This window comes from Enterobacter sp. A103 (genome assembly GCF_034427535.1).
Lineage (GTDB): Bacteria > Pseudomonadota > Gammaproteobacteria > Enterobacterales > Enterobacteriaceae > Enterobacter > Enterobacter asburiae_B.
On the sequence record NZ_JAXQPQ010000005.1, the window covers coordinates 114,961 to 131,549 of the forward strand.

Below are 16,589 nucleotides of genomic sequence, written 5' to 3' on the forward strand. Positions count from 1 at the left end.
TTATCAGGCAGGACGCCTTGTTAAGCCGCCGGGGGACAGGACGTTCATCCAATAGTTGTCTTCGGGAGTGGGAAATGAAGCCTTTTTTGCGCTGGTGTTTCGTTGCGACAGCTTTAACGCTGGCAGGATGCAGCAACTCTGCCTGGCGTAAGAGCGAAGTCCTCGCAGTGCCATTGCAACCGACTTTGCAGCAGGAAGTGATTCTGGCACGCATGGAACAAATACTTGCCAGTCGGGCTTTAACCGATGAAGAACGCGCACAGCTTTTATATGAGCGCGGAGTGTTGTATGATAGTCTCGGTCTGAGGGCATTGGCGCGAAATGATTTTTCACAAGCGCTGGCTATCCGACCTGATATGCCTGAAGTATTCAATTACTTAGGCATTTATTTAACGCAGGCAGGCAATTTTGATGCTGCCTATGAAGCGTTTGATTCTGTACTTGAGCTTGATCCAACTTACAACTACGCGCACTTGAATCGCGGTATCGCATTGTATTACGGCGGTCGTGATAAGTTAGCGCAAGATGATCTGCTGGCGTTTTATCAAGACGATCCTAATGATCCTTTCCGTAGCCTGTGGCTTTACATCGTTGAGCGGAAGCTCGATGAGAAGCAGGCAAAAGAGGCACTAAAACAGCGCTTCGATAAATCGGACAAGGAACAGTGGGGATGGAACATTGTCGAGTTCTACCTGGGCAACATTAGCGAAGCAACGCTGATGGAACGTCTCAAGGCGGACGCAACGGATAACACCTCGCTCGCTGAGCATCTCAGTGAAACCAACTTCTATTTAGGTAAGTACTACCTAAGTCTGGGGGATATGGACAGCGCTACGGCACTGTTCAAATTAGCGGTTGCTAACAACGTACACAACTTCGTTGAGCACCGTTATGCATTGTTGGAATTATCGCTCTTGGGCCAGGAGCATGACGACCTGGCAGAATCGGACCAGCAATAGCTGACGACATAAACATCAGCCCGTAATCTTTTGATTGCCATCACCTTAACTGGTGAGGGCGTTGTTGTTCGTCAATACACCTACTTTGAGCCGGTTCACACTTTTCAATGAAAATTGCTAATCATTTTCACGATGAGCTAAGTAGACTGGCCGCCATTAATATCGAGGCACTTGTACTACATGGCTGAATTCGAAACCACTTTTGCAGATCTGGGCCTGAAGGCTCCTATCCTTGAAGCCCTTAACGATCTGGGTTACGAAAAACCATCTCCGATCCAGGCTGAGTGTATCCCACACCTGCTTTCTGGTCGTGACGTGCTGGGCATGGCCCAGACTGGTAGCGGTAAAACTGCAGCATTCTCGCTGCCGCTGCTGAACAACATTGATCCGGACCTGCGTGCACCGCAGATCCTCGTCCTGGCTCCAACCCGTGAACTGGCTGTTCAGGTTGCAGAAGCCATGACGGAATTCTCTAAACATATGCGCGGCGTAAACGTGGTAGCCCTGTACGGCGGCCAGCGTTATGACGTGCAGTTACGCGCCCTGCGCCAGGGCCCACAGATTGTTGTCGGTACGCCGGGCCGTCTGTTGGATCACCTGAAGCGCGGTACTCTGGACCTCTCTAAACTGAGCGGCCTGGTACTGGATGAAGCAGATGAAATGCTGCGTATGGGCTTCATCGAAGACGTCGAAACCATCATGGCGCAGATCCCGGACGGTCATCAGACCGCGCTGTTCTCTGCCACCATGCCAGAAGCGATTCGTCGTATCACCAAGCGCTTCATGAAAGATCCTCAGGAAGTGCGTATTCAGTCCAGCGTAACCACTCGCCCGGACATCAGCCAGAGCTACTGGTCTGTGTACGGCATGCGCAAAAACGAAGCGCTGGTACGTTTCCTGGAAGCGGAAGATTTTGATGCGGCGATTATCTTCGTGCGTACCAAAAACGCGACCCTGGAAGTGGCTGAAGCCCTGGAGCGTAGCGGCTACAACAGCGCAGCGCTGAACGGCGACATGAACCAGGCCCTGCGTGAGCAGACTCTGGAGCGTCTGAAAGACGGTCGTCTGGATATCCTGATTGCAACCGACGTGGCAGCACGTGGTCTGGACGTTGAACGTATCAGCCTGGTTGTAAACTACGACATCCCGATGGATTCCGAGTCTTACGTTCACCGTATCGGCCGTACCGGTCGTGCGGGTCGTGCGGGTCGTGCGCTGCTGTTCGTTGAGAACCGCGAGCGTCGTCTGCTGCGTAACATTGAACGCACCATGAAGCTGACCATTCCAGAAGCTGACCTGCCAAATGCAGATCTGCTGGGCAAACGCCGCCTGGAAAAATTCGCCGCGAAAGTACAGCAGCAGCTGGAAAGCAGCGATCTGGACCAGTACCGTGCGCTGCTGTCGCAGATTCAGCCTGTTGCTGAAGGCGAAGAGCTGGACATGGAAACCCTGGCTGCAGCACTGCTGAAAATGGCTCAGGGCGAACGTAGCCTGATCGTGCCACCAGATGCGCCGATGCGTCCTAAGCGTGAATTCCGTGATCGTGACGATCGCTTCGAACGTCGTGGCGACCGTAATGACCGCAATGACCGTGGCCCACGTGGTGACCGTCCAGAGCGTGGTGGTGAAGATCGTCCACGTCGTGAACGTCGCGACGCGGGTGATATGGAACTGTACCGCATTGAAGTGGGCCGTGATGATGGCGTTGAAGTTCGTCACATCGTTGGCGCGATCGCTAACGAAGGCGACATCAGCAGCCGTTACATTGGTAACATCAAGCTGTTCGCATCCCACTCTACCATCGAGCTGCCAAAAGGCATGCCGGGCGAAGTGCTGCAGCACTTTACGCGTACCCGCATCCTGAACAAGCCGATGAACATGCAGCTGATGGGCGATGCACAGCCACGTCCTGACCGCGGTGGCGAACGTCGTGGCGGTGGTCGCAGCTTCGGTGGCGAGCGTCGTGAAGGCGGCCGCAGCGAAGGTCGCGGTGGTGAAGGTCGTCGTTTCTCCGGCGAGCGTCGCGAAAACCGCGGCCCACGTCGTGATGAAGGCACCAGCCGTCGCCGTGACGCGTAAGCCTTACGCAACTGACGTAAAGTAAAATATACAGCCCCGATACACGCTATCGGGGCTTTTTTTATTCCTTTTGTACTCTTGTACTGGTACAGTGCGTCACATTAAAATGCAGAACCGCATGATTGACTGGAGAAAAGGCTGTATGGCGACACTAACCACCACCCAAACGTCACCTTCGCTGCTTGGCGGCGTGGTGATCATCGGCGGAACCATCATTGGTGCCGGGATGTTTTCCCTGCCAGTGGTCATGTCCGGTGCGTGGTTCTTCTGGTCGCTGGCGGCGCTGGTCTTTACCTGGTTCTGCATGCTCCATTCCGGGCTGATGATCCTTGAAGCAAACCTGAACTACCGCATTGGCTCCAGCTTCGACACCATCACCAAAGATCTGCTGGGCAAAGGCTGGAACCTGGTGAACGGCCTGTCCATCGCGTTTGTGCTCTATATCCTGACCTACGCGTACATTTCAGCGAGCGGCTCGATTCTGCACCATACCTTCTCGGAGATGTCGATGAACGTTCCGGCGCGTCTGGCAGGGCTGTGTTTTGCGCTGGCTGTGGCGTTTATCGTCTGGATGAGTACCAAAGCGGTGAGCCGCATGACGGCGATCGTATTAGGCGCGAAGGTCATCACTTTCTTCCTGACCTTCGGCAGCCTGCTGGGGCACGTGACGCCCGCCACGCTGTTTAACGTCGCCGAAGTGAACACCTCCTACACGCCGTACCTGCTGATGACGCTGCCGTTCTGTCTGGCGTCGTTCGGTTACCACGGTAACGTGCCGAGCCTGATGAAGTACTACGGCAAAGATCCCCGCACCATTGTGAAGTGTCTGGTCTACGGCACGCTGCTGGCGCTGGGTCTGTATGTGATTTGGCTGCTGGGGACGATGGGCAACATCCCGCGTCCGGAATTTATCGGCATTGCCCAGAAGGGCGGTAACATCGACGTGCTGGTGCAGGCGCTGAGCGGCGTGCTGAACAGCCGCAGTCTGGATCTGCTGCTGGTTATCTTCTCTAACTTTGCGGTGGCGAGCTCTTTCCTGGGCGTGACGCTGGGCCTGTTTGACTATCTGGCGGATCTGTTCGGCTTTGATGATTCTGCGATGGGGCGTTTAAAAACCGCGCTGCTGACCTTCCTGCCGCCGATTGTGGGTGGCCTGCTGTGGCCGAACGGCTTCCTGTACGCCATCGGCTATGCAGGGCTGGCGGCAACTATCTGGGCGGCGATTGTGCCGGCGCTGCTGGCGCGCAAATCACGTAAACGCTTCGGCAGCCCGAAATTCCGCGTCTGGGGCGGTAAGCCGATGATTGCGCTGATTCTGGTATTCGGCGTTGGTAACGCACTGGTACACGTGCTGTCGAGTTTTAACCTGTTGCCCGTTTATCAGTAAGACGAGGAGTTGAACCCCTCACGCCGGCCCTCTCCCATAGGGAGAGGGAGAAAAGCAAAAAACTACCCCACCAGTTCCTCTTTCACCTGCATCGCCAGTTCAAACGAATGCAAACGCGCCTGGTGATCGAAAATCTGGCCGTTAACCATAATCTCATCCGCCTGCGTTTCGCGCAGCACCGCGTCCAGCCCGTGGCGCACTTTCGATTTATCGCCTACCAGCGACATGCTCAGCGCCTGCTGCACGCCATACTGCTCGGAGGCGGACCACAGCTGATGCATATTCTCCACCGGCGGCGGAAGCTGGCCCGTCTCACCGCGGCGCAGCTTCACAAACGCCTGCTGCATTGAGGTGAACAGGAATTCCGCGTCGCGATTGCTGTCGGCGGCAATGATGTTGATACACACCATCGCGTACGGCTTCTCAAGACGCTCGGACGGTTTAAAGTTCGTGCGGTAAAGATGCAGCGCCTGATGCAGCATATCCGGCGCGAAGTGCGAGGCGAAGGCAAACGGCAGCCCCAGCTGTGCGGCGAGCTGTGCGCTGTAGAGGCTTGAGCCTAACAGCCACACCGGGATCTTCTCACCGTAGCCCGGTACCGGGCGTACGTGCGGGTTCGGATCGCGCGCGTCGAACCAGTCCACCAGCTCGGCCACGTCGCGCGGGAAGTTGTCGATATCGCCGCTCATATGGCGGCGCAGGGCGCGCATGGTCGGCTGGTCGCTGCCGGGCGCACGACCAAGACCCAAATCAATACGCCCAGGATAGAGGGTATTCAGGGTGCCAAACTGCTCGGCAATCACCAGCGGGGCGTGGTTCGGCAGCATTACGCCACCGGAGCCCAGGTGCAGGGTGGTGGTATTTGCTGCCAGATAGCCAATCAGTACCGAGGTCGCGGCGCTGGCGATGCCCACCATGTTGTGGTGTTCGGCCAGCCAGTAGCGGTGATAGCCACGCTTCTCGGCCAGCTGAGCCAGATCCAGAGAGTGCGAAAAGGCTTCTCTTGCCGAGGAGCCCTGAGGGATCGGCGCCAGATCCAGCACCGAAAACGGAATGGTTTTGTCAGTCATAACAGCTCACTTTGTCGACGGTGAATCTTTAATACTGCATTAAATAATGATAACCGTTGTTAACAAAGTGAGCCTTTTTTACGCCTGCAGCTCCAGCCCGGCGAGCCGTCTCCAGTAGCCGTTGCAGTCGCTGTTTGCCGTCAGCGGCAGCAGCGCGGCGCCGTTTTCATTGGCGCGGAAGGCGTCCAGCATCGCGAACACGCCGGTATCCAGCGGCGACAGCCGAACCATATCCACCAGCCCGTCCATCGACGCCAGCTCGTTGCCTAGGTTATAGACATAGCCGCTCATGGTTTGAATACCGTTGAGGACAAACACCTGCTGATTCTCCTGCGACAGCATGCTGCGTCCGTTCGGGTACTTGATGCAGCAGGTTTCGCATTCGTCTTTTGGGCGGTCTTCCGAGCGCGCGGTGAAGCAGCGGGCGGAGTAGGCCAGCGGCAGATGGCCGTAGCTCAGCACTTCCACTTCAAACTGATTGCGAATGCCCAGCTCGTCGCACTGGTTAAGCAGGTTTGCCAGCCAGTCGCGGGAGAGTTCCACCGGCATGCACCAGCGCGTCATTCCCTGTTTGAGCAGCAGGCGCAGGGTGACGGCGTTGTAGCAGTTCAGGGCATGACCCGCGACGAACGGCAGCCTGCGTTCAGCGCACATGTTCACCACGCCCAGATCGCTCGCTTCCAGCAGGAACTCACCGTTTTCAACGTAGCGCTTCAGCTCGCCCAGTTCGGAAGACGCCTGCACCAGCGCGAGCGTGGAGAGCACCACCTGTTTGCCGCTGCCGGCCAGGCCTTTCGCCATATCCAGCCAGTCGCCCACTTTGGTGGAGCGGCGCTTGCTGCACACCGCTTCGCCGAGGTAAATCACGTCGGCGCTGCTGGTCGCGGCCTGTTGGTAAAAATCTTCCAGCGTCTCTTTTGGCCAGTAGTAGAGCACCGGTCCTAATGAATATTTCATGATTTTCTCACTGCCATTTACGGTGATACGCGCCAAGCGTGGTTTGCGTGCCTTCGGACATCGAACCAAGCGTTTCCATCCAGGCCTGCTGTGGTGCGTAGTTCTGCGGGTCCGCCATGCAGCGGTCGATGGCCTGACGCCACACTTTCGCTACCTGGCTCACATAGGCCGGGCTGCGCTGACGTCCTTCAATTTTCACCGAGGCAATATTGGCCGCCAGCAGTTCCGGCAGCAGCTCCAGCGTGTTGAGGCTGGTCGGCTCTTCCAGCGCGTGATAGCGCTCGCCGTCGACCAGATAGCGGCCTTTACACAGGGTGGGATAACCGGCGTTTTCACCGTCCTGGTAGCGGTCAATCAGCACCTCATTCAGGCGAGATTCCAGGCCCTGAGGGGTCTGCTGCCAGCGAACAAAGCGGGCAGGAGAGCAGGCCCCGACGGTATTCGGCGATTCTCCGGTTAAATAAGAGGAAAGATAGCAGCGGCCTTCGGCCATGATGCACAGGCTGCCAAAGGCAAAAACTTCCAGCGGTACTGGCGTGACGCGCGCGAGTTGCTTAACCTGATGAATAGAGAGCACGCGCGGCAGCACCACGCGGGCCACGTCAAAGTGTTGATGATAAAAACGCACCGCCTCTTCGTTGGTGGCAGATGCCTGAACAGAGACGTGGCGCTCAATATGGGGATAGCGTTCTGCCGCATACTCAAGCATGGCGAGGTCGGCCAGGATCAGCGCATCGGCACCCAGCTGTGCTGCCATATCCACCGCGCGCTGCCAGCGGGCGTAGCCGTCAGGATGAGCAAAGGTATTGATGGCGATATGCAGCTTGCGGCGGTGCTGGTGAACGAAGTTAACGGCTTCCTGAAGCTTTTTCTCCGTAAAGTTGAGGCCAGCAAAATGGCGGGCGTTGGTGTCATCTTTCAGCCCGATATAGACCGCATCGGCCCCATTTTCGATGGCCGCCTTAAGCGCCGGAAGATTTCCGGCAGGGCAGAGCAGCTCCATAATTTATCCTGATGTAGTCGATCGCAAAATTGTTAACGAGCTGGGATTTTAATTAACCCATACGCGACAATTTTTGATTTAAGGCAGCTAATGGCGTATTGATGACACCAATAATGAGGTACGGCTGACGACGGTTTGTTGATTTACGCCGCTATGTTGCGCTTCGGATATGGCAAAATAGCAGGACTATAGATATCAGGGAGTAAAGCTCGTGCTGGATAAACTGCGTTCACGTCTCGTACAATTTGGTCCATCAATGCTGAGCGTGCCGGTCAAGCTGGCGCCGTTCTCGCTTAAACGCCAGGTGCTTGAGCAGGTCCTGAGCTGGCAGTTCCGCCAGGCGCTGCAGGACGGCGAGCTGGAGTTCCTGGAAGGCCGCTGGTTAAGCATTGAGGTGCGCGACATCGGGCTGCGCTGGTTTACCTCCGTTGAGAATGACCAGCTGATCGTACGCGAATCCGCCGACGCGGATGTGAGCTTTAGCGCCAACGCCAGCGATCTGCTGATGATCGCCGCGCGCAAGCAGGATCCGGATACGCTCTTCTTCCAGCGCCGTCTGGTGATTGAAGGCGACACGGAGCTGGGCCTGTACGTGAAGAATTTAATGGATGCCATTGAGCTGGAGCAGATGCCAAAAGCGCTGCGCGTGATGTTAATGCAAATGGCAGATTTCGTTGAGGCCGGGCTGAAAACCCCGCCGGACGGTAAACACACTTCAGTAGGTGAGCCATGCTGATTCGAGTCGAAATTGGGATTGATGCGCCGGGGATCGATGCGTTGTTACGCCGCGCCTTTGCGAGCGATGCCGAAGCCCAACTGGTCCACGACCTTCGCGAAGACGGCCTGATTACGCTGGGGCTGGTTGCCACCGATGACGAAGGTCAGGTGGTGGGCTATGTTGCCTTCAGTCCGGTCATCGTTCAGGGCGAAGAGCTGCAGTGGGTAGGCATGGCGCCGCTGGCGGTAGATGAAAGCTATCGCGGGCAGGGTCTGGCGCGTCAGCTGGTCTATGAAGGGCTGGATTCGCTCAATGAGTTCGGTTACGCGGCCGTTGTCACGCTGGGCGATCCTGCGTTCTATGGCCGTTTAGGCTTTGAGCAGGCCGCGCATTACGATCTGCGCTGCCGCTGGCCGGGTACGGAATCCGCTTTCCAGGTCCATCGCCTGGCGGACGATGCGCTCAACGGCGTCAATGGCCTGGTCGAGTATCACGACCATTTCAATCGCTTTTAATCAGGCTCTCGCGCAGCGCCTCAAAGGAGCCGTCTCCGGTCACGAGGCGCTCTTTCTGGCGCTTCGTCAGCTGCTTGATGCGGTATTCCAGCCTGAGCGCCAGCGAACGGTCGCCGACCGCCGCTGAGAAGGCGAGCTGTAATTCCCCTTTCCCCCGCAGCGCCTTTGCCCCTTTTCCCGTTTGATGTTGTAAAAAACGCCGCGCCACATCGGTGGTGATCCCGGTGTAGAGGGCGTTATCAGCGGTTCGGACAAGATAGAGAAACCAGCACACGGTAAACGGATTCAGTATGTTAAGGTGAACGCACCATAGCATGAGAGAGAACGAAAATGGAAACACTGGCCGCCATTAACCGCTGGCTGGCGAAGCAGCATGTTGTCACCTGGTGCGTCTGTGACGAGGGTGAGATGTGGTGCGCAAATGCGTTTTACTACTATGACCCTGAGCGCGTGGCTTTTTATGTCATGAGTGAAGACAAAACGCGTCATGCGCAGATGACCGGCCAGCAGGCAAAGGTGGCAGGCACGGTAAACGGCCAGCCGAAAACGGTCGCGCTGATCCGCGGCGTGCAGTTTAAAGGGGAGATCCGTCGTCTGGATGGTGAAGAGAGCGACGCGCGCCGTAAGCTCTACACGCGCCGCTTTCCCGTTGCCGCTGCGCTAAAAGCCCCGGTGTGGGAAATCCGCCTCGATGAGCTGAAATTTACCGACAACACCCTGGGCTTTGGCAAGAAGCTGCACTGGTTACGCGCCGAGGAGGCGTAGCGCTTCGCGGTTAAACGCCGGGAGATCGTCCGGGGTACGACTGGTGATCAGCTGGTCTTTGTCGTTGACCATCTCCTGATCGTAAAACTCGGCCCCCGCGTTTTTCAGATCGATAACGATCGGTTTCACGGCGGTAAGCTTTCGCCCGCGGACCACTTCTGCGCTGATGAGCAGCTGCGGGCCGTGGCAAATGGCAAAGACCGGTTTGCCGGTCGAGACAAAATCCCGCGTGAAGGTCACGAAGCGCTCGTCCCCGCGCAGGGAATCCGGGGAATGGCCGCCGGGTAACAGCAGAGCGTCGAAATCTGAAGGGCTAACGTTATCGATGGTCTCATCGATGGTCACGGTCGCTTCGCCCTTATGGCCTGTCACCGTTTTGCCCGCCTCTTTCTCAATGGTGATGACCTCATGTCCCGCCTTGCGGAACGCCTCTGCTGGAGAGGTGAATTCTGAATCTTCAAACTCGTCGGTAATCAAGACTGCGATTTTCTTGCCCATGCTTCCTCCGTTGTTTTGGCTTCAGACTGATTTTTCTCCGCTTGTGGTAAATACTTACCTGTAACAGACTTCTAAGTGTGGTCGACGACGCTGAGTTCGCAAACGGACAATTCTGTAAAGGGGAAAAGATGAGTCAGGTATTGATTACGGGTGCTACCGGGTTAGTGGGCGATCATCTGCTGCGGCTGCTGATTCAGGATCGCCGCGTGAACTATATCGCCGCCCCGACGCGTCGACCGCTGGCGGACTTATCCGGCGTCTTTAATCCGCACGATCCTCAGCTGACCGACGCGCTGGCGCAGGTGCAGGATCCCATTGATATCGCCTTTTGCTGTCTGGGCACCACGCGGCGGGAGGCGGGCAGCAAAGAGGCCTTTATCCACGCCGACTATACGCTGGTGGTGGATACCGCACTCACGGCGAAAAAGCTGGGCGCCAAACATTTTCTGGTGGTCAGCGCCCTGGGCGCCAGTGCCGGATCGCCTTTCTTCTACAACAAGGTGAAGGGCAAGATGGAGGATGCGCTGATAGCGCAGAAATGGGAACATCTGACGATAGTGCGCCCTTCGATGCTGATCGGCCACCGGGACGAACGCCGGTTTAACGAGTCGATATTTGCCCCGCTGTTTCGCATTCTTCCCGGCAACTGGAAATCCATCGAGGCGCGGGACGTCGCGCGCGCGATGTTAAAAGAGGGGCTGGCCCCGTCGAAAGCGGGCGTAAACATTATCCCTTCGGCAAAACTGCGTGAAATCGCGCAGGGCGAGGCGTAAACTCCCCCGGCTAATAACCTAATACTCTCCGGGGAATGCTATGACTGGTCAGTCTTCATCTCAGGCGGCAACACCTGTTCAGTGGTGGAAGCCCGCACTCTTCTTTCTCGTGGTCATTGTTGGCCTCTGGTACGTGAAATGGCAGCCGTACTACGGCAAAGCCTTCACTGCCGCCGAAACGCACAGCATCGGTAAATCTATTCTCGCTCAGGCTGATTCCAGCCCGCTGCAGGCGGCGTGGGACTATGCCATGGTCTACTTCCTTGCCGTCTGGAAAGCCGCCGTTTTAGGCGTCATTCTGGGCTCGCTGATTCAGGTGCTTATCCCTCGTAACTGGCTGGTGAAAACCCTTGGGCAGCCGCGCTTTCAGGGCACGCTGCTGGGGACGATTTTCTCCCTGCCGGGGATGATGTGTTCCTGCTGCGCCGCGCCCGTGGCCGCAGGGATGCGGCGTCAGCACGTGTCGATGGGCGGCGCGCTGGCGTTCTGGATGGGGAACCCGCTGCTCAACCCGGCGACGCTGGTGTTTATGGGCTTTGTGCTGGGCTGGCATTTCGCGTTCATCCGTCTGGTCGCCGGGCTGCTGACCGTGCTGGTGGTGGCGACGCTGGTGCAAAAACTGGTCAAGGATACTGCCGCAGAACCCGCAGCCGTTGAGCTGGACGTCAGCGAACCGCAGGGGGGCTTCTTTGCGCGCTGGGGCAGGGCGCTATGGCAGCTGTTCTGGAGCACCATCCCGGTCTATATCCTGGCGGTACTGGTTCTGGGGGCGGCGCGCGTCTGGCTCTTCCCGCATGCGGATGGCGCTATCGACAACACGCTGATGTGGGTCATTGCGATGGCCGTTGCGGGCTGCCTGTTTGTGATCCCAACGGCGGCGGAAATCCCGATTGTTCAGACCATGATGCTGGCCGGTATGGGCACCGCGCCGGCGCTGGCGCTGCTGATTACGCTGCCGGCGATCAGCCTGCCGTCGCTTATCATGCTGCGTAAGTCGTTCCCGGCGAAAGCGCTGTGGCTGACCGCAGGGCTGGTGGCGTTGAGCGGGGTGATTGTGGGCAGTATTGCGTTGATGTAAAAAAAGCCCGGTGGCGCTGGCGCTTACCGGGCCTACAAAAAAATCCCCTCAAGCGAGGGGATTTTTTTTATTTGATGTAAGTAAACGCGGTGGTGACGTGCTTCACGCCGCTCACCCGGCTGGCGATATCCGCCGCCGCTTTCCCTTCACGGTCGGTCACCAGACCCAGCAGGAATACTTCGCCGTTTTCAGTCGTCACTTTCACGTTGGAAGATTTCACCTGGTCCGAGCCCAGCAGCTGGGAACGCACTTTGGTGGTGATCCAGGTATCGGAAGAGGCGTCACCCAGGCCAATTGGCTTGCCCTGGCGCACTTCGTTAAACACCTCTGTGGTCCCTTCGACGCCCATCGCAATCTGTTTCGCGCGAGAGGCGAGCTCCAGATTTGGCGCCTGGCCTGCCAGCAGCACTTTGCCCTGGTAAGCCGTCACGTTGATACGCGCTTCTTTCTTGATTTGTTCGTCTTTCGACAGCGCACTGTTGACGCGCAGCTCCAGCGTACCGTCATCCACCTGTGTCCCCACGGTGCGTGGATCGGTTGCCGCTTTGGTGCCTACCGCGGCGGTACCCACAACGGCCGCAGCGATACATCCCTGAAGCAGTAATGCAGACATAAGGACTGCGAGGGTCGATAAAGCCTTCATAAGAACTCCTTAATCATCCTGGTGAGGGAAAAGCGTGTTATCGATCAAATCACATAAGCAGTTCACCGTGAGCATATGCATCTCCTGAATACGCGCGCTTCGGTGAGAAGGAATGCGGATTTCCACATCCTGCGGCCCAAGCAGACCCGCCAGCTCACCCCCGTCATAGCCGGTTAAGGCCACGATGGTCATGTCGCGGGTGACGGCGGCTTCAACGGCTTTGACAATGTCCCGGCTGTTGCCGCGCGTGGAGATGGCCAGCAGCACATCTCCCGCATGACCCAGGGCTCGCACCTGCTTTGCGTAAATTTCGTCATGCAGACGATCGTTAGCAATCGCCGTTAAGACCACATTATCGGTATTAAGTGCAATGGCGGGTAAACTCGGGCGTTCTGTTTCAAAGCGATTGATCATGCTGGCAGCAAAATGCTGTGCGTTGGCGGCTGACGTGCCGTTGCCACAACAGAGGATTTTGTTGCCATTAAGCAGGGATTGCACCAGCGTCATTGCGGCACGCGAGATAGCATCCGGAAGGGCTTCCGCCGCGGCAATCTGAGTCTGGATGCTTTCTGTGAAGCACACTTTAATTCTTTCGAGCACGTTATCCCTTTTAAATCTTAATTATGCGTCTTCGCCAAAAGCGTTTTTAAGCCATTCGATCTCATTTCCGGTGAAGGCTATCACATCGAACCGGCAATCCACAGTATCAAAGCTCCCATTATGGCGGGCAAGCCACAAGTGGGCAGTCTGTAATAATTTATGTTGTTTGGCGAGCGTCACGCTGGCGGCAGCACCGCCAAAACGGGAGGACTGTCGAAAGCGGACTTCTACAAACACGATAACCTGACCGTCTTTCATGATCAGGTCGATTTCGCCGCCGCGCCCGCGGACGTTAGCGGCGATAAAGCGCAGTCCTTTGCCTTCAAGCCAGCGACGCGCCTTTAACTCCCACGCATCGCCGGTCTCTTTACGGCTTAACTGGCCGGGACGATTTGCCCCTGCTGGTATTTGAGCCATGATAACTTCCTGTTGATCACGCAGTCCTGAGTCGCGGTCAGATCGCCGGTGTTGCCGTTAAGCTCAAAGCCCGGCACCTGACGCATCTGGGTAAAGTGGTTCGCCAGCGCCCATGCATCGACACCCATCGCATACAGACGCGCCAGCGAATAATCGTTACGTACGGTACTCAGCGCCTGCTGCATCAGCGCCGGGTTGCTGCCTGCCAGCATCGGGATTTCGCTGTACTGCAGACCGTCCATTTCCAGACGGAAATCCGGGCCTGCGGTGCCCTGCGCGCTGCGCGAGCTGGCGTAGAGCGTTGCGCCGCTCTGGCTGCCGTTACGCATCGCGATCATCGGTTTGATAAAGGCGATCTCCTGCGGCGTGGCAACGATATAGGCCGCATCCACTTTGCCGCCACCGCTAATCTGCGCGTCGGTAGGCGGGGCAGGGATCGTCAGGCCGCCAATCGTCACGCCCTGCTGCTGCGGCAGGCTCGTGGTGACAGGGCTGCCGTTGAGCGCGATACCCGCTCCACCGTTTACGCCCGCGCGCAGTTCAGAGACGGAACCAAATTTCTGCTGCAACACCACGCCGCCGCCCAGCTTCTGCCACTCATCGGCAAAGGCATTGGCCACGCGATCGCCCAGCGCGCTGCGTGGGATGAGCAGCAGCGGAGCCTGCTTACCCTGCTCGTGAATATGGCGCGCCGCATCGCGGGCTTCATCTTCAGGGGAAAGCGCGAAGTAGCAAATATTGGCCCGGTTCTGAACCTGCTCAGGCTGGTTGAGCGCCAGCACGTTCAGCGTGGTATTGCTCTTCATCAGCTCTTCCACGTTGTTTTTCAGCAGCGGACCGACAACGATGCTGGCCCCGTCCTGCTGAACCTGCGCCAGAACCTGGTCAAGCGGCTGCGAGCTGGTGTCGTAAATTTTCACCTCAGCGCCCGGGTTGGCGCTGGTGGTTGCCACGGCCTGCGGCTGAACGGCAGGCTGGGCTGCGGGTTGTGCAGGCTGCGGTTGAGGCTGTTCTGCTGTCGCTTCAGGTGCTGGTGCCACTTGCGTCTCGGCCGGAGCCTGAGTAGCTGGGGCTGCCGCAGCAGGTGCTGCTGTAGCCGGAGGCGACGTCGGGGCCGTCACCGGGTTTTGCATCGTACCCTGTGCCGGCGCTTGCGCCGTGGTCAGATCGCTGGTCTCCGCTGCGGACGGGCTGACCACATCATTCACGTTAGCCGCCTGGGCCGCCTGCGCGGGAACCGCGCTGCCGGTTACCGAAGTGGTACCGTTTTTCGCGGCTTCAAAGCCCTGCTGAATGGTACGGCCAAACACCGCCGCCTGGCCGTTGAGCGGCAGAAGCAGGGCGATTTTGCTGGTGGACGCTGGCTTAAAGTTCTGCACGTTTACCAGCTGGGTTGGCAGCATTTTCGCCCCCGGGTTTTGCGGGTAGCGCGTCTGCCAGTCCGTAATACCGGCTTTCAGCATCTTTGGATCGCTGCGGTTGTTAAACCACATCTGCTGCAGATCCAGCCAGCCCTGAAGGACGTTTTCATCGGCGTTGATGACCAGCGCCTGCGCCTGTTCCTGGGTCATCGAGGCAAGCGCTTGCCAGGTGGCATCAATATTTTTCTGCTTATCGGCACCGCCGAGCAGCGGCTCTTGCGCGACCAGGGCACGGAGCAGCGTGAGAGAAGGACGTCCCTGCTCAGCGGTAATGCCCGCCTGCCAGAAGCGAGCCTGCTGATTTTTATCCAGCGCGCTCACGTCAATGTCACCGAGGATCTTCTTCGCGGCGGCGTAATCTTTCAGCGCGACCTTCAGCTCGGCAGAGAGCAGGCTCTGCTCACGACGCTGGGCGTCGTTAAGATCTTTCGGCAACTGGTTAAACAGTTCGGCTGCCTGCTGGGTTTTACCCTCTTTCAGCAGTGCACGAATGGCGAGTAATTGCCAGTTGGTCTTGGTATCATTTGAACTCTGCGACATTTGTTGCAGATAAAAGCCAGAATCAGCCTGAGCAGATCCCTGAAGATGGGCGGTGCTCTGGTCAGGTGCCTGGGTGCCACAGCCTGCAAAGATCAGGGCTGCCAGCAGAAGCGGCACGCTGCGCGTGGCTTTTTTTCGAAGAAACGTTAACGGTACCATACTGTATCCAGTGATTTTTTTTACGCAATGCTCAATATTAAATCGGCAATACGGACGAAACAATGAAACAACACGAAACGGCAGATAATTCTCAAGGCCAGCTTTATATTGTACCTACTCCTATCGGGAATTTGTCTGATATTACCCAACGTGCGCTCACCGTACTGCAGGCTGTTGATTTAATTGCTGCTGAAGATACCCGCCACACCGGCCTGCTGCTGCAACATTTCGCGATTAACGCCCGTTTGTTTGCTTTGCACGATCACAATGAGCAACAAAAAGCCGAAACGCTGGTGGCGAAGCTGAAAGAGGGGCAGAACATTGCCCTGGTCTCCGACGCCGGTACGCCGCTGATCAACGATCCTGGCTATCACCTGGTGCGTACCTGTCGTGAAGCCGGTATTCGCGTTGTGCCGCTGCCGGGGCCGTGCGCTGCCATTGCTGCGCTGAGCGCCGCAGGTCTGCCGTCTGACCGTTTCTGCTATGAAGGCTTCCTGCCTGCCAAATCCAAAGGCCGCCGTGACGTGTTAAAAGATCTGGAAGCGGAACCGCGCACCCTGATTTTCTACGAATCCACGCACCGCCTGCTGGAGAGCCTGGAAGATATGGTGACCGTCTGGGGAGAAGCCCGCTACGTGGTGCTGGCGCGCGAGCTGACCAAAACCTGGGAAACCATTCACGGTGCGCCAGTGGGAGAACTGCTGGCGTGGGTGAAGGAAGACGAAAACCGCCGCAAGGGCGAAATGGTGCTGATTGTCGAAGGGCATAAAGCGCAGGAAGACGCGCTCCCTGCCGACGCGCTGCGCACGCTGGCATTGCTGCAGGCGGAACTGCCGCTGAAGAAGGCCGCTGCGCTGGCGGCGGAAATTCACGGCGTGAAGAAAAATGCGCTGTATAAGCATGCGCTGGAGCAGCAGGGGGAGTAAGCCCCTGCCGCCTGTTTTGCCGGGTGGCGGCTGCGCCTGACCCGGCCTGCAGATCGCTATGCGTCTTTTAGTCAACAGGTA

The 16,589-nt window shown here is 57.5% G+C and carries 19 protein-coding genes; 10 read left to right on the forward strand and 9 right to left on the reverse strand.

Annotated elements, in window-relative coordinates:
* Window positions 1–74 precede the first annotated feature (74 nt).
* From nlpI to mtr, 4 genes are all read left to right on the forward strand, one after another.
* Window positions 75–959: a lipoprotein NlpI gene (gene nlpI, locus SPH27_RS15220; RefSeq protein WP_023309331.1), complete on the forward strand. Its 885-nt coding sequence runs from the start codon at window positions 75–77 to the stop codon at window positions 957–959.
* Between the two features lie 107 nt (window positions 960–1,066).
* A complete protein-coding gene (yrbN, locus tag SPH27_RS15225) occupies window positions 1,067–1,147 on the forward strand; it encodes a protein YrbN (RefSeq protein WP_097397692.1) in 81 nt (26 codons plus the stop codon).
* Window positions 1,140–3,038, forward strand: a complete 1,899-nt coding sequence (locus tag SPH27_RS15230; RefSeq protein ID WP_039260432.1) for a DEAD/DEAH family ATP-dependent RNA helicase — start codon at window positions 1,140–1,142, stop codon at window positions 3,036–3,038. The genes yrbN and SPH27_RS15230 overlap by 8 nt, the downstream gene beginning before the upstream one ends.
* A 142-nt stretch (window positions 3,039–3,180) precedes the next feature.
* The gene (gene mtr / locus SPH27_RS15235) at window positions 3,181–4,425 is read left to right on the forward strand and encodes a tryptophan permease (protein WP_048974688.1); all 1,245 of its coding nucleotides are present in this window, start codon (window positions 3,181–3,183) and stop codon (window positions 4,423–4,425) included.
* A 62-nt stretch (window positions 4,426–4,487) separates the two neighbouring features.
* Here the strand turns inward: mtr and SPH27_RS15240 are convergent, their stop codons facing one another.
* From SPH27_RS15240 to ubiU, 3 genes are all read right to left on the reverse strand, one after another.
* The gene (locus tag SPH27_RS15240; protein ID WP_047060267.1) at window positions 4,488–5,495 is read right to left on the reverse strand and encodes a luciferase-like monooxygenase; all 1,008 of its coding nucleotides are present in this window, start codon (window positions 5,493–5,495) and stop codon (window positions 4,488–4,490) included.
* 78 nt (window positions 5,496–5,573) lie between these two features.
* A complete protein-coding gene (locus SPH27_RS15245; protein WP_182071512.1) occupies window positions 5,574–6,452 on the reverse strand; it encodes a U32 family peptidase in 879 nt (292 codons plus the stop codon).
* A 7-nt stretch (window positions 6,453–6,459) separates the two neighbouring features.
* A complete protein-coding gene (gene ubiU / locus SPH27_RS15250) occupies window positions 6,460–7,455 on the reverse strand; it encodes a ubiquinone anaerobic biosynthesis protein UbiU (protein ID WP_023309326.1) in 996 nt (331 codons plus the stop codon).
* 211 nt (window positions 7,456–7,666) lie between these two features.
* Between ubiU and ubiT the strand changes: the two genes are divergently transcribed.
* Together ubiT and SPH27_RS15260 are read left to right on the forward strand one after the other, a co-directional pair.
* Complete coding sequence (gene ubiT / locus SPH27_RS15255; protein WP_182071513.1) at window positions 7,667–8,191, forward strand: ubiquinone anaerobic biosynthesis accessory factor UbiT; 525 nt, start codon at window positions 7,667–7,669, stop codon at window positions 8,189–8,191.
* A complete protein-coding gene (locus SPH27_RS15260; RefSeq protein WP_023309324.1) occupies window positions 8,185–8,688 on the forward strand; it encodes a GNAT family N-acetyltransferase in 504 nt (167 codons plus the stop codon). Before ubiT ends, SPH27_RS15260 begins: the two co-directional genes overlap by 7 nt.
* Here SPH27_RS15260 and SPH27_RS15265 read toward each other — a convergent pair.
* On the reverse strand, window positions 8,675–9,004 hold the full coding sequence (locus SPH27_RS15265) for a GIY-YIG nuclease family protein (RefSeq protein WP_023309323.1): 330 nt from the start codon (window positions 9,002–9,004) through the stop codon (window positions 8,675–8,677). The two genes, SPH27_RS15260 and SPH27_RS15265, sit on opposite strands and share 14 nt — an antisense overlap.
* Before the next feature lie 14 nt (window positions 9,005–9,018).
* On the opposite strand from SPH27_RS15265, the gene SPH27_RS15270 reads away from it, so the two are divergent.
* Window positions 9,019–9,453 carry a YhbP family protein gene (locus SPH27_RS15270; RefSeq protein ID WP_048974680.1) on the forward strand — a complete coding sequence of 145 codons (435 nt, stop codon included), beginning with the start codon at window positions 9,019–9,021 and terminating at the stop codon, window positions 9,451–9,453.
* Here SPH27_RS15270 and SPH27_RS15275 read toward each other — a convergent pair.
* Window positions 9,433–9,951 (reverse strand): type 1 glutamine amidotransferase domain-containing protein, encoded by a 519-nt coding sequence (locus SPH27_RS15275; RefSeq protein WP_322435702.1) that lies wholly within the window; start codon window positions 9,949–9,951, stop codon window positions 9,433–9,435. The two genes, SPH27_RS15270 and SPH27_RS15275, sit on opposite strands and share 21 nt — an antisense overlap.
* A 128-nt stretch (window positions 9,952–10,079) precedes the next feature.
* Between SPH27_RS15275 and SPH27_RS15280 the strand changes: the two genes are divergently transcribed.
* Together SPH27_RS15280 and SPH27_RS15285 are read left to right on the forward strand one after the other, a co-directional pair.
* On the forward strand, window positions 10,080–10,724 hold the full coding sequence (locus SPH27_RS15280; protein WP_182071514.1) for an NAD(P)H-binding protein: 645 nt from the start codon (window positions 10,080–10,082) through the stop codon (window positions 10,722–10,724).
* A gap of 40 nt (window positions 10,725–10,764) precedes the next feature.
* Window positions 10,765–11,802, forward strand: coding sequence for a permease (locus tag SPH27_RS15285; RefSeq protein ID WP_039260439.1), 1,038 nt, complete (start codon window positions 10,765–10,767; stop codon window positions 11,800–11,802).
* A gap of 67 nt (window positions 11,803–11,869) precedes the next feature.
* On the opposite strand, the gene dolP is transcribed toward SPH27_RS15285, so the two are convergent.
* Genes dolP through SPH27_RS15305 form a run of 4 tightly spaced genes read right to left on the reverse strand, consistent with a single transcriptional unit; the run spans window position 11,870 to window position 15,582 of the window.
* Complete coding sequence (gene dolP / locus SPH27_RS15290) at window positions 11,870–12,445, reverse strand: division/outer membrane stress-associated lipid-binding lipoprotein (RefSeq protein ID WP_029739641.1); 576 nt, start codon at window positions 12,443–12,445, stop codon at window positions 11,870–11,872.
* 9 nt (window positions 12,446–12,454) lie between these two features.
* Window positions 12,455–13,045, reverse strand: a complete 591-nt coding sequence (diaA, locus tag SPH27_RS15295; RefSeq protein WP_003861754.1) for a DnaA initiator-associating protein DiaA — start codon at window positions 13,043–13,045, stop codon at window positions 12,455–12,457.
* 21 nt (window positions 13,046–13,066) lie between these two features.
* The gene (locus tag SPH27_RS15300; RefSeq protein ID WP_028014533.1) at window positions 13,067–13,462 is read right to left on the reverse strand and encodes a YraN family protein; all 396 of its coding nucleotides are present in this window, start codon (window positions 13,460–13,462) and stop codon (window positions 13,067–13,069) included.
* Window positions 13,420–15,582, reverse strand: a complete 2,163-nt coding sequence (locus SPH27_RS15305) for a penicillin-binding protein activator (RefSeq protein WP_207167862.1) — start codon at window positions 15,580–15,582, stop codon at window positions 13,420–13,422. The genes SPH27_RS15300 and SPH27_RS15305 overlap by 43 nt, the downstream gene beginning before the upstream one ends.
* A 62-nt stretch (window positions 15,583–15,644) precedes the next feature.
* Here SPH27_RS15305 and rsmI point away from each other — a divergent pair, with 62 nt between their 5' ends.
* Window positions 15,645–16,508: a 16S rRNA (cytidine(1402)-2'-O)-methyltransferase gene (gene rsmI, locus SPH27_RS15310; RefSeq protein ID WP_023309315.1), complete on the forward strand. Its 864-nt coding sequence runs from the start codon at window positions 15,645–15,647 to the stop codon at window positions 16,506–16,508.
* Window positions 16,509–16,589: the final 81 nt, after the last annotated feature.

What these genes read in the sequence shown, in the direction of transcription:
- nlpI (WP_023309331.1), top strand. Translation starts at nt 75, where the DNA reads ATGAAGCCTTTTTTGCGCTGGTGTTTCGTTGCGACAGCTTTAACGCTG.
- yrbN (WP_097397692.1), top strand. Translation starts at nt 1,067, where the DNA reads ATGAAAATTGCTAATCATTTTCACGATGAGCTAAGTAGACTGGCCGCC.
- SPH27_RS15230 (WP_039260432.1), top strand. Translation starts at nt 1,140, where the DNA reads ATGGCTGAATTCGAAACCACTTTTGCAGATCTGGGCCTGAAGGCTCCT.
- mtr (WP_048974688.1), top strand. Translation starts at nt 3,181, where the DNA reads ATGGCGACACTAACCACCACCCAAACGTCACCTTCGCTGCTTGGCGGC.
- SPH27_RS15240 (WP_047060267.1), bottom strand. Translation starts at nt 5,495, where the DNA reads ATGACTGACAAAACCATTCCGTTTTCGGTGCTGGATCTGGCGCCGATC.
- SPH27_RS15245 (WP_182071512.1), bottom strand. Translation starts at nt 6,452, where the DNA reads ATGAAATATTCATTAGGACCGGTGCTCTACTACTGGCCAAAAGAGACG.
- ubiU (WP_023309326.1), bottom strand. Translation starts at nt 7,455, where the DNA reads ATGGAGCTGCTCTGCCCTGCCGGAAATCTTCCGGCGCTTAAGGCGGCC.
- SPH27_RS15260 (WP_023309324.1), top strand. Translation starts at nt 8,185, where the DNA reads ATGCTGATTCGAGTCGAAATTGGGATTGATGCGCCGGGGATCGATGCG.
- SPH27_RS15265 (WP_023309323.1), bottom strand. Translation starts at nt 9,004, where the DNA reads ATGCTATGGTGCGTTCACCTTAACATACTGAATCCGTTTACCGTGTGC.
- SPH27_RS15270 (WP_048974680.1), top strand. Translation starts at nt 9,019, where the DNA reads ATGGAAACACTGGCCGCCATTAACCGCTGGCTGGCGAAGCAGCATGTT.
- SPH27_RS15275 (WP_322435702.1), bottom strand. Translation starts at nt 9,951, where the DNA reads ATGGGCAAGAAAATCGCAGTCTTGATTACCGACGAGTTTGAAGATTCA.
- SPH27_RS15280 (WP_182071514.1), top strand. Translation starts at nt 10,080, where the DNA reads ATGAGTCAGGTATTGATTACGGGTGCTACCGGGTTAGTGGGCGATCAT.
- SPH27_RS15285 (WP_039260439.1), top strand. Translation starts at nt 10,765, where the DNA reads ATGACTGGTCAGTCTTCATCTCAGGCGGCAACACCTGTTCAGTGGTGG.
- dolP (WP_029739641.1), bottom strand. Translation starts at nt 12,445, where the DNA reads ATGAAGGCTTTATCGACCCTCGCAGTCCTTATGTCTGCATTACTGCTT.
- SPH27_RS15300 (WP_028014533.1), bottom strand. Translation starts at nt 13,462, where the DNA reads ATGGCTCAAATACCAGCAGGGGCAAATCGTCCCGGCCAGTTAAGCCGT.
- SPH27_RS15305 (WP_207167862.1), bottom strand. Translation starts at nt 15,582, where the DNA reads ATGGTACCGTTAACGTTTCTTCGAAAAAAAGCCACGCGCAGCGTGCCG.
- rsmI (WP_023309315.1), top strand. Translation starts at nt 15,645, where the DNA reads ATGAAACAACACGAAACGGCAGATAATTCTCAAGGCCAGCTTTATATT.